Origin of the sequence: Nostoc sp. MG11, from assembly GCF_014904695.1 — a bacterium.
In the GTDB taxonomy this organism is placed as follows: domain Bacteria; phylum Cyanobacteriota; class Cyanobacteriia; order Cyanobacteriales; family Nostocaceae; genus Komarekiella.
Window position 1 is genome coordinate 205,323 of sequence record NZ_JACXXN010000002.1, and the last position, 15,438, is coordinate 220,760.

At 41.7% G+C, this 15,438-nt stretch carries 12 protein-coding genes; all 12 read left to right on the forward strand.

The features are described from left to right. The first annotated feature begins 78 nt into the window (after nucleotides 1–78). The 12 genes from scyB (at nucleotide 79) to HCR01_RS03570 (ending at nucleotide 15,409) form a co-directional block, all read left to right on the forward strand. Nucleotides 79–1,140: a tryptophan dehydrogenase ScyB gene (gene scyB / locus HCR01_RS03515; RefSeq protein WP_193194567.1), complete on the forward strand. Its 1,062-nt coding sequence runs from the start codon at nucleotides 79–81 to the stop codon at nucleotides 1,138–1,140. A gap of 50 nt (nucleotides 1,141–1,190) precedes the next feature. Then, on the forward strand, nucleotides 1,191–2,162 hold the full coding sequence (gene scyC / locus HCR01_RS03520; RefSeq protein ID WP_193194569.1) for a scytonemin biosynthesis cyclase/decarboxylase ScyC: 972 nt from the start codon (nucleotides 1,191–1,193) through the stop codon (nucleotides 2,160–2,162). Nucleotides 2,163–2,192: 30 nt separating this feature from the next. Further along, the gene (locus tag HCR01_RS03525; RefSeq protein WP_193194571.1) at nucleotides 2,193–3,449 is read left to right on the forward strand and encodes a ScyD/ScyE family protein; all 1,257 of its coding nucleotides are present in this window, start codon (nucleotides 2,193–2,195) and stop codon (nucleotides 3,447–3,449) included. A gap of 88 nt (nucleotides 3,450–3,537) precedes the next feature. Beyond that, nucleotides 3,538–4,917: a ScyD/ScyE family protein gene (locus HCR01_RS03530; protein ID WP_193194573.1), complete on the forward strand. Its 1,380-nt coding sequence runs from the start codon at nucleotides 3,538–3,540 to the stop codon at nucleotides 4,915–4,917. A gap of 344 nt (nucleotides 4,918–5,261) precedes the next feature. Continuing rightward, entirely contained in the window at nucleotides 5,262–6,452 is a 1,191-nt protein-coding gene (gene scyF, locus HCR01_RS03535; protein ID WP_193194575.1) for a scytonemin biosynthesis PEP-CTERM protein ScyF, read from the forward strand. A 156-nt stretch (nucleotides 6,453–6,608) separates the two neighbouring features. Further along, complete coding sequence (gene tyrA, locus HCR01_RS03540) at nucleotides 6,609–7,664, forward strand: bifunctional chorismate mutase/prephenate dehydrogenase (RefSeq protein ID WP_193194577.1); 1,056 nt, start codon at nucleotides 6,609–6,611, stop codon at nucleotides 7,662–7,664. Nucleotides 7,665–7,963: 299 nt separating this feature from the next. Further along, complete coding sequence (locus HCR01_RS03545) at nucleotides 7,964–8,608, forward strand: DsbA family oxidoreductase (RefSeq protein ID WP_193194579.1); 645 nt, start codon at nucleotides 7,964–7,966, stop codon at nucleotides 8,606–8,608. Further along, complete coding sequence (locus HCR01_RS03550; protein WP_193194581.1) at nucleotides 8,602–9,885, forward strand: 3-dehydroquinate synthase; 1,284 nt, start codon at nucleotides 8,602–8,604, stop codon at nucleotides 9,883–9,885. Before HCR01_RS03545 ends, HCR01_RS03550 begins: the two co-directional genes overlap by 7 nt. Before the next feature lie 245 nt (nucleotides 9,886–10,130). Further along, nucleotides 10,131–11,516, forward strand: coding sequence for an alkaline phosphatase family protein (locus tag HCR01_RS03555; RefSeq protein ID WP_193195197.1), 1,386 nt, complete (start codon nucleotides 10,131–10,133; stop codon nucleotides 11,514–11,516). A 386-nt stretch (nucleotides 11,517–11,902) separates the two neighbouring features. Continuing rightward, nucleotides 11,903–14,110 (forward strand): anthranilate synthase, encoded by a 2,208-nt coding sequence (locus HCR01_RS03560; RefSeq protein ID WP_193194583.1) that lies wholly within the window; start codon nucleotides 11,903–11,905, stop codon nucleotides 14,108–14,110. Nucleotides 14,111–14,324: 214 nt separating this feature from the next. After that, nucleotides 14,325–15,173, forward strand: coding sequence for an indole-3-glycerol phosphate synthase TrpC (gene trpC, locus HCR01_RS03565; RefSeq protein WP_193194585.1), 849 nt, complete (start codon nucleotides 14,325–14,327; stop codon nucleotides 15,171–15,173). After that, nucleotides 15,173–15,409 carry a hypothetical protein gene (locus tag HCR01_RS03570; protein WP_193194587.1) on the forward strand — a complete coding sequence of 79 codons (237 nt, stop codon included), beginning with the start codon at nucleotides 15,173–15,175 and terminating at the stop codon, nucleotides 15,407–15,409. The genes trpC and HCR01_RS03570 overlap by 1 nt, the downstream gene beginning before the upstream one ends. Nucleotides 15,410–15,438: the final 29 nt, after the last annotated feature.

Genomic DNA, 15,438 nt, shown 5'->3' on the forward strand with positions numbered 1-15,438 from the left:
GTCTTATTTTTTCATACTTCATCCTTACCTAATCATGACTTACTCTAACCAACCCAAAATCGATATTTAGAAACCAAAATGCTGCTATTTGAAACTGTTAGAGAAATGGGTCACGAACAAGTTCTCTTCTGTCATGGCAAAAATCCAGATATCAAAGCAATCATTGCCATACATAACACGAACTTAGGCCCAGCAATGGGAGCAACAAGACTCTTCCCTTACATCAACGAAGAAGCTGCTTTAAAAGATGCCCTCCGTCTCAGTCGTGGTATGACCTACAAAGCGGCTTGTGCTAATATTCCGGCTGGTGGAGGAAAAGCAGTCATTATTGCTAATCCTGAGAACAAAACAGATGAGATGTTGAGAGCTTACGGACGTTTTGTTGACAGCCTCAATGGACGTTTTATCACAGGACAAGATGTAAATATTACTCCCGAAGACGTGCGGACAATCAGCAAAGAAACTAAACATGTAGTTGGGGTATCAGAAAAGTCTGGTGGCCCTGCTCCAATTACATCTTTAGGTGTTTTTCTAGGAATTCAAGCTGCTGTAGAGTTTCGTTGGCAGAGTAAAAGACTCGATGGCATGAAAGTTGCAGTTCAAGGTTTAGGAAATGTCGGTAAAAATCTCTGTCGGCACTTGCATGAACATGACATTAAACTTTTTGTTAGCGATGTAGACCCAGCAAAAACAGCAGAAGTCAGACAGCTTTTTGGCGCAACTGTTGTAGAGCCAGACGAAATTTACTCTCTTGATGTAGATATCTTTGCTCCTTGTGCTTTAGGAGGAATTATTAATAGTCATACAATTCCTCTGTTGCAAGCTCCGATTATTGCTGGCGCTGCTAATAATCAGTTAGGCAATGAGCAAATACATAGTCAAATGCTTACAGACAAAGATATTCTTTATAGCCCTGATTATGTAATTAATGCCGGAGGGCTAATCAATGTCTATAACGAAATGATTGGCTATGACGAAGAAAAAGCTTTTAAGCAAGTGCATAACATTTATGACACGCTACTAGCAATTTTTGATATTGCTAAACAGCAAGGAATTCATACCAACGATGCTGCTAAACGATTAGCAGAAGACCGGATAGCGAGCGGTAAACGCAGTAAATCCAAGGCGATCGCAGCTTAATTGTTAATTATCAACAATTAGCAATTAGCTACTAATTTAAGGAGTGACCAGTGGAAAAAAATACGTTTGCAACATCAGCTTATATCGCTACTTCACCAGAGAGCGCCTTTGAGTACCTTTGTAGTTTAAAAAACTTAGACGAATGGACGCTTTATAGCCGGATGAAAGAGCAGATTGATGAAGATACTTGGCTTGGAACTGCTTCTGGCTATCACAAAAATCTCTACTATCACGTTAAAAAACTAGAGAACCCGCTTTTCTACGGCATTGAATGGCACTGCGGGTTAGAGTATCAGAAATATTTTCAGGTTTACCCTGTTTTGCTATTTCCTCCTAACTACATTGAGCCAGGAACGGACGAAAAGGGCGTGTACTTTCACTGGTTGAGCTTTGTTGATCCAAAACGACAAACTCAGATGATTATGCAGGGAATTCATACAGTACACACTTCTGAGTGTCGTTCTCTCAAAGGTAATTTGGAACGTAAGGCTGGTTACACCGCAGCAGCAAAAGGGCGCTATTTTATTGATACTGATACCATCTATGTTGATGCCCCAATTGAAATTGGGATTGAATACTTAAAAGATTTACGGAATATAGATGAGTGGGCGCATTTACTACAACCAAATGGTGAGATTACTTCTGAATCGGGTGAATTCAAAGATGAATACGACCAGAAAGTAAAAGTTTCTGTGCGGTTACATGCTTTGAGTAAATACTACTTGCTTGAACAAGAACACTTTTATCCAGACTACGAATATTATCAGCGCTCTGTAGCGCTACTTATCCCAACTGCATACTCTTTCGCTGACCCAGAGGCTTCTGGTTTTATCCTGCATCGAATTACATTCTGGAAAACAGGTGAAGCTTTTACTCATGGCAAACTCCAAATTGAAGATTTTGGGGCTGAAAGCATGAATATTAAACGTCTTGTTGAAGGCAAAGCTGGTAATCTTCAATCGTTTGATCGGGGAATGAGCTACATACCAAAAAATCAAGATTCACTAGTTACTAGCTACTAGTTAAAGCGCCAAGGATCAATATTGCAACACATGAAACTGAAGCAACTTACTATTACTTTCTTAACTTTTTGTGTTGCTGTTTTTTCTGGAACGACAGCTGCACAAGCTGCATCATTTTCTGTAATTGCTGATGGCCTTAATAATGCCAGTGGGTTAAGCTTTGGTTCTGATGGTAGTCTCTATGTTACAGAGGCGGGAACAGGAGGGAATGGGGCTTGCGTTCCGCCACCAAGTGGTCAAGGCGATTCTTTATGCTATGGCACAAGTGGCGCAGTTACCAAAGTTGAGAATGGCAAGACCAAGCGTGTACTTACAGGACTCCCTTCTTTAGCGTTACCAGATGGGACTGGAGCAGCTGGGCCTCGTGATATCCAATTTGATGCCACAGGCAAACCTTATGTTTTAGTTGGGTATGCAGCTAATCCAACCTTTCGCGATCGCAATTTAGGCAATACTGACCTAGGAAAAATCATTACTCCCAACTTTAAAACTAATTCCTGGACAAGTGTTGCCGATTTAGCTAACTATGAACTCGCTAACAACCCTGATGGTAGTGATTTAAGTAGCAATCCTTTAGGGTTTTTAATCGATGGCAATAATTTAGTTGCGGCTGATGCAGGTGCAAACGACTTACTCAGCGTGAGAACTGATGGCAGTAATTTGCAGGCGATCGCCACGTTTCCCCAAGAAATATTAACTAATCCAGTGTTCCCGGCTGCCGATACCCCATCCAATGAACCGGCACAAGTGCCATCTGGTGGTGAAACGCCGCCATCGCTTCCCATTCAATCAGTACCTTCAAACGTAGTCAAAGGCCCCGATGGCGCTTATTATGTCAGCCAATTTACTGGTTTTCCATTTCCAGAAGGTGGCGCAAAAATCTATCGTGTTGATGCTGATGGCACGACAGTTTATGCAGATGATTTTACCCAACTAACAGACTTGGCGTTTGATACTGCGGGCAATTTGTATGCTTTGCAATACGCCAATCAGCCAGCCTGGAAGGGTAATTTAGATGGTTCGGTGATCAAAATAGCTGCTGATGGAACTCGTACAACCATCCTCAGTGGCAATGGATTAGAGTCACCTAGCGCCTTGACAATTGGCCCTGATGGTGAAATTTACGTCACAAATCGAGGCGATGGTCCTGACAGTGGGCAAGTTCTCAAAATTGAAAATATAGAGTCTGTCCCTGAACCTAGTTCGACTTTAGGCATATTAACAGGCGCTTTGGGTCTTGGTTGGTTGCATAAGAAAAGAGCTACCAAAGCTTTAACGCTCAAGTAAAAGACCTGCATCTGCTACGAACTAGAATTCACTGTCTTTAAAACTATAAAAGTTTCCACAAATCACTAATTTCTTAATCTCGAAAGGTATGAAACTCAAGTCATTTGCTCTTACATCCGTTACATTCTGTTTTACTGCAATTTGTGGAACATCAGCCGCACAAGCTGCAAGCCTAACGACTGTTCTCGATGGGGTCAGCAATATCCGGGGTATTAGCTTTAGCCCTGATGGAAGTCTCTATGCAACAGAGCCAGGTATTGGAGGAAACGGGAATTGCCAGCCATCTCCGAGTGCAATATTTCAGCCTTTGTGTGCAGGTAATACTGGTTCACTCGTTAAACTCTCACCAAATGGTACAAAAACGCGCCTACTTAATAACTTTGTGTCTCTAGCAGAACAACCCAGCGGCAACCAAGGGGCCGGTATTCAAGACTTGCAATTCGACTCTAAAGGGAATGCTTATCTGCTAACTGGGTTTGCTGGTTATCCAGGAAACCGCGATAAAGAAACACTTGCTCTTGGCTCTAAATACCCGATCCCAGAAACACAACTTAAGGTTTTCCCACCATCCACACCCGATAAAGTTTTGAATGCCCCGGAGTTAGGAAAACTGTACAAAGTTGACTTGAACACTGGATCTCTCAACAGTATTTTCGACTTTGGCAAGTATGAAATTATCAATAATCCAGATGGTCAGGATGTAGTTACTAATCCCTTCGATATGGCTATTAATGGCGATACTGCTTATGTAGTTGATGGGGGTGGAAACGCTGCTTACAAAATTAAACTTGATGGCAGTGATGCCCAAGCGATCGCAATTCCTAAGAAAACCCTTAGTGCCTCACTGTTGCCATCTGCACCACCAGGGCAAGAGTTAGCTCCAGAACTAGTAGAGGCACTTCCAGGGCTAGTAGAACAGCTTCCTGGAGGGAAAATAGCGGTTCAATCAGTACCTACAGGTGGCGCAATTGGTCCCGATGGAGCTTTATACGTTGGTGAATATACGGGTTTTCCTTATCCAGAAGATCAATCACGGATTTTCCGCATCGGCGACGATGGAAAACCAGAGGTTTTTCTAGATGGGTTTACACACATTACTGACCTCACCTTTGATGAGGAAGGTAATTTGCTAGTCCTACAATTCAGCGATAACTCTCAGTTAGAAGGTGATTTACGGTTCCTTCCTGGTTCTCTCATCAAAGTTGCTCCTGATGGCACTCGCACAACACTTGTTGCAGCTGGTGAAGGGCTAGAGTCGGCTGCTGGAATTGATATTGGGCCTGACGGCAAAATTTATATCAGCAAACGCGGTGTTGGCCCAGAATTAGGGTCAGTTGTTCGGGTGGATAGCAGCGAACCTGTTCCTGAACCTGCTTCTATCTTGGGCGTCGTAACAGCTGCCGGTTTAGGCGCGGCTGCCAAGATGAAGCGCAAGCGCAAAGAATTAGCCAAGGCAGAGATAGCCTAACACCACTTTAAATTTTGGCTTTTAGTAAGGGTTTAAGCCCTTACTAAAAATCCATTTAACCTAAACAAGCAGGACATAAAAAGTATGGGATTAGTTGCAAAAAAATTGTAGGTTGGGTTGACGTAAGGAAACCCAACATTGATAAGGGTGTTGGGTTTCGCCCTGCTCAACCTAACCTACATCTGACTTTGCCAGGTAAGAGTTAAAAAATAAACTGCTGCCTCACATAGAAAGTTGCATTTCAAAGATGAGGCAGCAGCCTGAATTCTCAAATTCCCAAATTGGGTCTGGGGACAAAATTAGTCTAGGAAGAGTATAGCTCATACAACTAGGACTTCAAACTCATGGAATTAGTTAGAAATTTGTCAATCGGCGTTCTCGGTGCCGGATTCATGGTGTTAGGAACGGCTGCTCAAGCTCTGTCTGTAACTTTAAGCTACGATCGCTCTATTGGTAGCCCCGGTTTTGGCCCTGGACAACTCTTTGTTCCTCAAGGCATAGAAATAGATGACGCCGGGAATACCTTGATAGCTAATGGTCGCGGTCTTAATCCAGATGGCAGTTTTAACCCAAATATTGGTAACAAGGTCGAGGTATTTAACCCCAAGGGAAAATATATTGGAGCAATTGGCAAGGGTGGCAAAGGGCCAGGCGAATTCGATGAGCCAGCAGCTTTAGGAATCTCACCGCAAACTAAGAATCTGTATGTGGCTGATGTTTTCAACAACCGCGTTAATGTCTTCAATCCCCAGGGAAAATTTGTTAAATCATTTGGCTCATTTGGTGGTCTCATACCAGGTAGAGCTTTCTTTGGCCCGTCTGGTGTGACATTCGATAAAACTGGCAATGTCTATGTGGGTGATTTTAGCGGCGACAAAATCAATAAATACACTGCCGACGGCGAACTAATTGGTTCTATTGGTACATCTGGTACTGAACCTGGACAGTTCCAAGGGCCAGCAGCTATCAGAATTTCTCCAGTTAGTGGAAACTTCTTTGTGAGTGACCAGTTTAACAACCGCGTTCAGGTACTCAGTCCAGAGGGTAAATCTATCTTGTCATTTGGCAAACAAGGTAGTGGAAATGGAGAATTTAATCAGCCAATTGGTTTAGAAGTAGATGAGTTTGAGAATATTTATGTGGCTGATTCTATTAATAGCCGCGTTCAAGTATTCGATAAAAATGGTAAATTTCTGACTGCATTTGGTAAACCTGCCCGTAATGCATCTGGTGAAATTGTACCACCTCCCCAACAAGGTGAGCCACCCTTTGGCGACCCCCTTGACTTGACACCAGGCACATTTAACTGGACTGGTGGCACTACCTACAAAGATGGCAAGTTATATGTGGGCGACTTCTTCCAAGGTCGTGTTCAAGTATTAAACGTAGAGGGCGCAGCCCCAGTACCAGAACCCGCTTCAACTTTAGGTTTTGTATTATTTGGAGTTGGGACTACTGCTGTGAAAATGCGGAAAAATAGACAGAAAAAGACAGCTATTAGTTTAGAGAAAGAACTAGCAAAGACTGCTGTTTAACTCTTTAGTAGCATCATTTCTGATAGCAGAGAAAACTTCAAACGTTATTTGAATCAATGTAAGGAGTTCGCACTAAGACGACATTAGTCTTTTATGCGATCGCCTTACACATTCCTTATCTAGCGCTATGTTTTAACACTATTGAGGACAGGGAAAATGCCTTTGAAATCCTCTTATTCAGACAAGCTTAAACAAACTTACCAAAACTTGCTCGCTTTACTGAGCGATCGCCTATCATTATTAGCAACATCAGAACTTCCTTGTTTAGAAGAACAACTTGCTAATGTGGCTCAAGAGCTTGCTCAAGCTGGCATTCCTGAATCTGTTTGGGTAAGTCTGGTGGATGGTTGTTATGCTACACTTACCCCTGCAACATCAATAAATTATATTAAACCCCGACAAGTTACCATCATTGGTGGACATGGCCGGATGGGAAGATTATTTAGAGAGCAACTTTCGGCGGTAGGTCATAACGTCAGTGTTCTCGAACAAGAAGATTGGGATTATGCAGATCAATTATTGAGTCAAGCAGAATTGGTATTAGTTAGCGTTCCTATTGAACAGACAGTTGATGTTATTAAACGTGCAGCTAAATATCTATCCCCAACTACAGCTTTATGCGACATTACAAGTATCAAGACTCAACCAACTCAAGCAATGCTCGAACACCATTCGGGGTCTGTAATGGGATTACATCCTATGTTTGGGCCAAATATAAAATCGTTTTTAGGACAGAAAGTGGTAGTGTGTCCAGGTCGAAACGATGATTCGTTTGAATGGTTATTAGACTTTATTAAAAGTCAGGGTGGAGAGTTGATTGTTTGTACGCCTGAAGAACATGACCAGATGATGGTAATTATTCAAGCAACACAGCACTTTTGTAGATTTAGTCTTGGCGTCTTCTTAGCACAAGCCAAAATTGATATAGACCGCAGTTTAACAATGTCAACTCCCAGTTATCGGCAAGAAATTGACATTCTTAAACGCTTGTTTTCACAAAATCCCCACTTATGTGTTGACATCATGCTAGCTACAGAAGAAAGATGTCAGGCAATTAGCTCTTTAGCTAATACTTACAGCCGCTTAGCAAGACTAGTAGCAAGTAAAGATAGAGCCGCATTAATTCAAGAGTTTGAAGGGACTAAAAGCTGTTTCCCTCGTTTTGAAGCTATACCTGAAAAGACTACTTCTAACGCTCTGCTTTCTATATGATAATTGGCAGGTAGTTACCCAGAAAAATGCATTCACTGCTAAAAACTACTAACGAGATACGCCCCTACAGAATTAATTTGATTATTACAATAAAACCTCAGCATTTGAGTGGTAAAAGCTAACAAGGTTTAGTTAAGGCTAGCACTCTTTGTCAAAGTTATTTTTTTTACTAACCGCAGAGGCGCAGCGAAAAGTATGAGCGCCGGCTCCCGGCGCTCATAACTTTTCAAGACAGAGGACACAAAGAGAAGAAAGAGAATGAAAAAATTGCTTAACTAAACTGTATTGTAATATCAACTATGCTGATTAACATCTTTCATGATACTGTTTGCCCCTGGTGCAGAATCGGTAAAAAGCATCTTTTTGATGCACTGGCACAATGGCAAGAAGAATCGGTTAATATCCGCTGGCATCCTTTCCTTCTTGATAATACCGTTCCGCCTTCTGGGTACGAATTTCGGAGCTTTATGCGAGAAAGAAAAGGTATTGGAGTGGCAGAACTCCAGTATCTATTTGATTCCACGCGACGCGCAGGTGAGGCAGCAGGAGTCAAGCTAGATTTTGACAAAGTTCGTTTGGCTGTCAATACTAAGCTTTCTCACAAGCTAATTAATCTAGCACCAGCAAATAGAAAAAATGATGTTGTGGAAGCAATTTATAAAGCTTATTTTGAAGACGGTTTAAACATTGGAGATATTAACATTCTTACTGCCATAGGTACAGCTTATCAAATGGAGCCTACCGAATTACGATCGCAATTGAATGACGATACTCTGGTTGATATTGTGGCTGAATCACAGTTTGCTCGCTCGAAAGGCATCACCAGCGTACCATTTTTCATCATCAATAATCAAGTTCAGGTAAATAGTTCTTGTTCAGTAGAGGTATTCCTTCAAGCTTTGAATCGTGCCGCACTTACGGAAATATCAGCAGAAATATGGTAATAGATATCAAAAAAAGTAAATTTAATCTGCAACCAATTCATCAAAGTGTTTCGGTTAGCTTCAACTACGAAATTTACTTTACTAACAATCTTTTTGAGTTGAAAAATCCCACATTAGCGCAAGTAATTACAGCAGATGGGGAGACAAAGCCAAAGAAAATCGTAGCAGTTGTAGATGCAGGATTATTGCAGTTCTGTCCTGATTTGCTCTTGCAATTAGCAGCGTATACCAAGTTTTATGCAGAAATACTAACACTTGCTATTGAGCCTGTCATAGTTCCGGGTGGAGAAGCTGCCAAAAACGATCGCACTTTAGTTGAGCAAATTCATCAGCAGATTGATGCAGCCGGGTTGTGTCGCCACTCCTACTTGTTAGCTATAGGCGGTGGGGCTGTATTGGATTTGGTGGGATATGCAGCTGCAACTGCTCACCGGGGTATTCGTCTGATTCGGATTCCGACGACAGTCTTGGCTCAAAATGATTCAGGTATCGGAGTAAAAAACGGTATTAACGCCTTTGGTAAAAAGAACTTTTTGGGTACATTTGCTCCACCTTATGCGGTTATAAATGATTCTGCTTTTTTGACAACTCTAGACGATCGCGATTGGCGTTCTGGAATCGCCGAAGCAATTAAGGTGGCGTTAATTAAAGATCCTAACTTCTTTTCTTTTATCCACTCTCATACCGCAGCTCTTGTCCATCGAGATATGGACACTATGCAACAACTAATTTATCGTTGCGCTCAGTTACACTTAGACCATATTGCCAACAGTGGCGATCCTTTTGAAATGGGTTCATCGCGTCCCTTAGATTTTGGTCATTGGGCGGCGCATAAACTAGAGCATTTGACAAATTACAGCTTACGTCATGGAGAAGCAGTTGCGATCGGTATCGCTTTAGATAGCACTTATTCCTACCTGCAAAAACTGCTTGATTGGTCAGAGTGGCAACGGATACTAAATACATTATCTGCACTTGGTTTTAAATTGTACGTACCGGAACTAGCTGAACAATCTTCACAATTGGAACATCCTCGTTGTTTATTTCGGGGTTTGACCGAGTTCCGCGAACACTTGGGTGGAGAATTGACCCTAACACTGCTGCAACACATCGGAAAGGGAATTGAGGTTCACGAGGTTGATGTGTCTTTGTACAAGCAAGCAATATCGCTGCTGCGCGAGTTTGCAAAAAATAGGCAGACGGTATTAACACGCTTACAAACAAAGTATTCTCCACTTCGACACAAGCCGACATTTAGATTTTCCGCAGATGCATAGCAATGATTGATACTAATTCGTAATTAAGATGCGTCAGATTTAATCTGGGTTTCTAGAGCATTGATTCAGTAATCGTAAAAACCCAACTTCTGTTCGGTAAAACGACCAATTATCGTTGACTGTAGAGACGTTGCAATGCAACGTTTCTACAAAAAAATTGGTTTTTCTCGCCTCTATCTTGAATACTGAATTGGTGTTCTAGGTTTGTGTCTTTGCGTTCTTCGCGTCCTTGGCGGTTCGTTCTCATGCAAAAAACTGTTGTTCTTAACGTAGTAGGATTAACGTCTAGCCTTATAGGTGAGCATACGCCCTTTCTTTCTAGTTGGGCAGAACAAGGGCAAATTGTGCCGATCGCACCCGTGTTACCTGCTGTTACTTGTACAGTGCAAGTAACTTATCTTACAGGAAAGTTGCCTGATCAGCATGGAATTGTTGCCAATGGTTGGTACTTTCGGGATGAGTGTGAAATTAAGTTTTGGCGACAGTCTAACAAACTTGTTCAGGCTCCCAAAGTATGGGAAATGGCGAAAGCGTTAGATCCAAACTTTACCTGTGCCAACTTATTTTGGTGGTACAACATGTACTCGTCGGTAAACTATGCAGTTACCCCGCGACCGATGTATCTTAGCGATGGTAGAAAAATCCCAGATATTTATACGCAACCGAAAAAATTGCGATCGCAACTCCAAGATGAATTAGGTCAATTCCCTCTGTTTAATTTTTGGGGCCCTAACACCTCGATTCTTTCTACCCAATGGATTGCAGAATCAGCAAAATGGCTCGAAGAACGCTCTAACCCAACTTTGACACTCGTCTATCTACCGCATCTAGATTACTGTTTACAAAAATATGGTTCTGATGTCAATAAAGTGGCAAAGGATTTGCAGGAAATTGATACAGTTTGTCGCGATTTGATTCAATTTTATGAAAAAAGAGGCGCTCAAGTTATCGTCTTGTCAGAATACGGAATTACATCAGTATCTAAACCCGTCCACATAAATCGGATGCTGCGCCAAAAAGGTTTGCTAACGGTGCGCGAGGAATTAGGACGTGAACTGCTTGATCCAGCTGCGAGCAAAGCATTTGCTGTTGCCGATCATCAAATTGCTCATGTTTATGTTAATGATCCACACTATATTACCAAGGTGCGATCGCTTCTAGAAGAAACTGAAGGTGTTGCTTATGTTTTAGATGATGCTGAAAAGTCAGCTCATAATTTGGATCATTCTAGATCAGGAGAGTTGGTAGCGATCGCCCAGTCTGATGCCTGGTTTACTTATTATTACTGGCTTGATAATAAACGCGCTCCCGATTTTGCCACAACTGTAGATATTCACCGCAAACCTGGTTATGACCCTGTAGAACTTTTCCTTGACCCTCAAATCAAATTTCCCCAACTCAAAATCGGTTTGAAACTTCTAAAGAAACAGCTTGGGTTTCGCTATTTGATGGATGTTATTCCCTTGGATGCTTCTTTGGTGCGTGGATCTCACGGCTGTATTCCGCCTTCACCTACCGAAGGCCCGTTATTGATTACCAAACAACCTCACTTGCTTGACTCGTCGTCTATAAAAGCGGTTGATGTTTGTCAATTAATCCTCAGACATTTAATGGAGAATGGCAATAAATGATAACAGTTACATGTATAGACGTTACATGTAACGTCTATACAGAATTGTACTAGGTCATGCCTGATTCTATAACCATAGGAAGAAGCAAAAACTTCAAAAAAACATTCTACGGGATTATCCCAGGTAACTTGTATAAAAAGCGAATAAATTGATACCCTGATCTAAAAATTGTTCATGTAATAATTGATTCACATTGAGTAAACTTAGAGCAGAATGAGTAAACAACTTTTAATTACATCAAACCTAGTATTTATCAAGCTTGAGACAGACTTAATTATATTGATATCAAATTGATTAAATTTGTCCTCTGCGCTCAAAATTTACTACTAACAATGATGAATGACTCTTGAGTTTAATGACTAATAGCTATTCTAGAGAAATTACCCATGATTATTAATTCTCATTCTTATACAACTCTTGCTGGTGTGCGTATTTCACGCTCTAGTAAAGAAGTTACAATAGATACTGCCATCGAAGAGATTCTATTTTATCTCAATTCTCAACGTGGTGGCTTGCTAAAGAGTAGCTACGAATATCCAGGAAGATATAAGAGGTGGGCGATCGGATTTGTCAATCCACCACTGGAATTGACGACACAGGCAAACGCTTTCATTTTAACAGCCTTAAATGAGCGCGGTAAGGTACTTTTGCCATTGCTTTTAGAGCGTCTATCCTGCTCAAAACAACTTCAGAATGTCACTCAAGAAAATGATGACATCGCCGGATTTGTTAAACCCGCACAACAGTTTTTTGCCGAAGAAGAACGTAGCCAGCAACCTTCAGTATTTACAGTTATCCGCGAAATTCTATATACTTTCTCTAGTCAAGAAGATGAGCATCTAGGGTTGTATGGTGCTTTTGGTTATGACTTAGTTTTTCAGTTTGAGCCAATTCCTCAGCATCTAGAACGCCCTCAAGATCAGCGGGATTTAGTGCTTTATCTACCTGACGAACTCATAGTTGTTGACTACTATTTGCAACGCGCATTTCGTCTTCAATATGAATTTGACACAGCGTATGGTAGCACTAATAATCTGCCTCGGACAGGTGAGTCTGTTGATTATCGAGGCAAGCGTCTTCTGCCAACGCAAACCGCAGATCATGAAATAGGCGAATATGCCGAACAAGTTGAAGTTGCACTTGATTACTTCCGCCGAGGCGATTTATTTGAAGTAGTTCCTAGCCAAAACTTTTTTGAATCCTGCGAAGAACCACCAAGCAAGCTATTTGAAATCTTAAAGCAAATCAATCCTAGTCCTTATGGTTTTATCTTTAATCTAGGTGGAGAATATTTGATTGGAGCATCTCCAGAAATGTTCGTGCGGGTTGAAGGCAGGCGGGTCGAAACTTGTCCGATTAGTGGTACTATTAGCCGGGGACAAGATGCCCTTGATGATGCCGCTCAAATTCGTCAGTTACTCAACTCACATAAAGACGAAGCTGAGTTGACAATGTGTACCGACGTAGATCGTAACGACAAATCCCGAATTTGTGAACCAGGTTCGGTACGAGTTATTGGTCGTCGTCAAATTGAATTATATAGTCACTTGATCCATACAGTAGATCATGTTGAAGGGACATTGCGATCGCAATTTGATGCTTTAGATGCATTCTTAAGTCATACTTGGGCAGTTACAGTTACCGGCGCACCCAAAAAAGCAGCAATAGATTTTATCGAACATTACGAACGTAGTGCTCGACGTTGGTATGGCGGAGCAGTTGGCTACTTAAACTTTAATGGTAATCTAAACACCGGATTAATCTTACGAACAATTCGCTTAAAAGATTCAATTGCTCAAGTACGAGTCGGTGCTACTATTCTTTATGACTCAATCCCACAAGCAGAAGAACAAGAAACAATCACTAAAGCTGCCGCCCTATTTGAAACGATTCGTCGTGCAAAGCAAACAGGTGAAAGAACAAATGAGCGTAGTTCTATAAAAACAATTAAATACATCCCAGATGTTAAACCTGGTAAACGCGTCTTACTAATAGACTACGAAGATTCATTTGTGCATACACTAGCTAATTACATTCGCCAAACTGGTGTCAGCGTCACAACACTACGTCATGGTTTCTCAGAATCGCTATTTGACACAGAACGTCCTGATTTAGTTGTCTTGTCTCCTGGCCCTGGCAAACCAAGCGACTTTCGGGTTGCAGAGACTATTGCCGCCCTTGTTCGTCGCCAAATTCCAATTTTTGGAGTTTGTCTAGGATTGCAAAGCATTGTAGAGGCTTTTGGTGGAGAATTAGGAGTTCTTGACTATCCCCAGCATGGTAAATCTTCACGGATTTTTGTCACCGATTCAGATTCCGTTTTATTCAAAGGCTTACCAGAATCTTTTACAGTTGGTAGATACCATTCATTGTTTGCCTTACCGCAACGCTTGTCGGTAGAACTCAAGGTGACGGCAATTTCCGATGATGACATAATTATGGGCATTGAGCATCAGACACTTCCTATAGCTGGCGTTCAATTTCATCCAGAATCAATCATGACTCTAGCAGGAGAAGTCGGACTGGCAATTATTAAAAACGTTGTGCGTGCATATACTGATGAAGAGTCAAGGGTCAAGGGTCTAACGCTTTAGATGAATTTTGGGCTTTCACCTTTGTGCCTTATGCCTTAGTGTCTTGGTAGTTAAACAATTGAATTTTGAACCACCCTCCGGGTTCACCAGTCGCCTAGGTTGGGAAACCCTCCTACAGCGCTGGTTCACTAAGGCACAAAGACACTAAAGAAAATGCATTACACCCTGAAAGGTTTAAAATTAGCAGCTTTTCCCCCACTCCTCTGAGTAGCTTATGAATAAACAAATTGCCTCACCGCGTCATATTCTTGAAGAAATTGTCTGGTATAAAAAGCAAGAAGTTTCTCAAATGCAGCAAGAACTGCCTTTAACTTCTTTACAACAACAGTTAACTGCTGCTCCGAATGTGCGAAATTTTTTGACGGCTTTGCAGCAGAATTCTAGTCAACCTAGCTTAATTGCCGAAGTTAAAAAAGCATCACCGAGTCGTGGGGTGATCCGGGCGGATTTTGAGCCAGTGGCGATCGCTCAAGCTTATGAACGAGGTGGTGCAGCTTGTCTATCAATTCTCACTGACCAAAAGTTCTTTCAAGGCAGTTTTGAGAATCTGCGTGCTGTGCGATCGCAGGTAGCATTACCCCTACTGTGTAAGGAGTTTATCATTGACCCTTACCAAATTTATTTAGCACGGACGGCGGGTGCGGATGCTGTATTATTAATTGCTGCCATCCTTTGTGATCAAGAACTCCAGAATTTTTTGCACTTGATTCACGATTTGGGAATGACTGCGCTGGTGGAAGTCCATACTTTGAATGAACTAGATCGAGTGTTACAGCTTGATGGCTTACGTTTAGTAGGAATCAACAATCGCAATCTTGAAGATTTTACAGTTGATTTAGCAACAACACAGCAACTTCTAGCAGAGCGGCAACAACAATTGCAAACGGATATCACCGTTGTCAGTGAGTCTGGACTATATACACCCGCTGATTTATCTATTGTGGCTGAGGCTGGTGCTCGTGCGGTTTTGGTAGGAGAGTCTTTGATTAAACAAAGTGATATAGAGCAAGCTGTGCGTAATCTTTTGAGCAGCCAATACATTGCAGAGAGTTTAAAGGTTTAGTGATGAACCCCAAAGGTTTAGTGATGAACCTCATTAGTTTGGTGACGAACCCCATTAGTTTGGTGACGAACCCCATTAGTTTGGTGATGAACCTCATTAGTTTGGTGATGAAGCTCATTAGTTTGGTGACGAACCTCATTAGTTTGGTGATGAACCTTAAATGTTTGGTGACGAACCTCAAAGACGTTACATGTAGAGACGTTACATGTAACGTCTCTACAGGGTTTCTGCTGTAATTACTAATTTTTGATTATTCCAAAGCTGT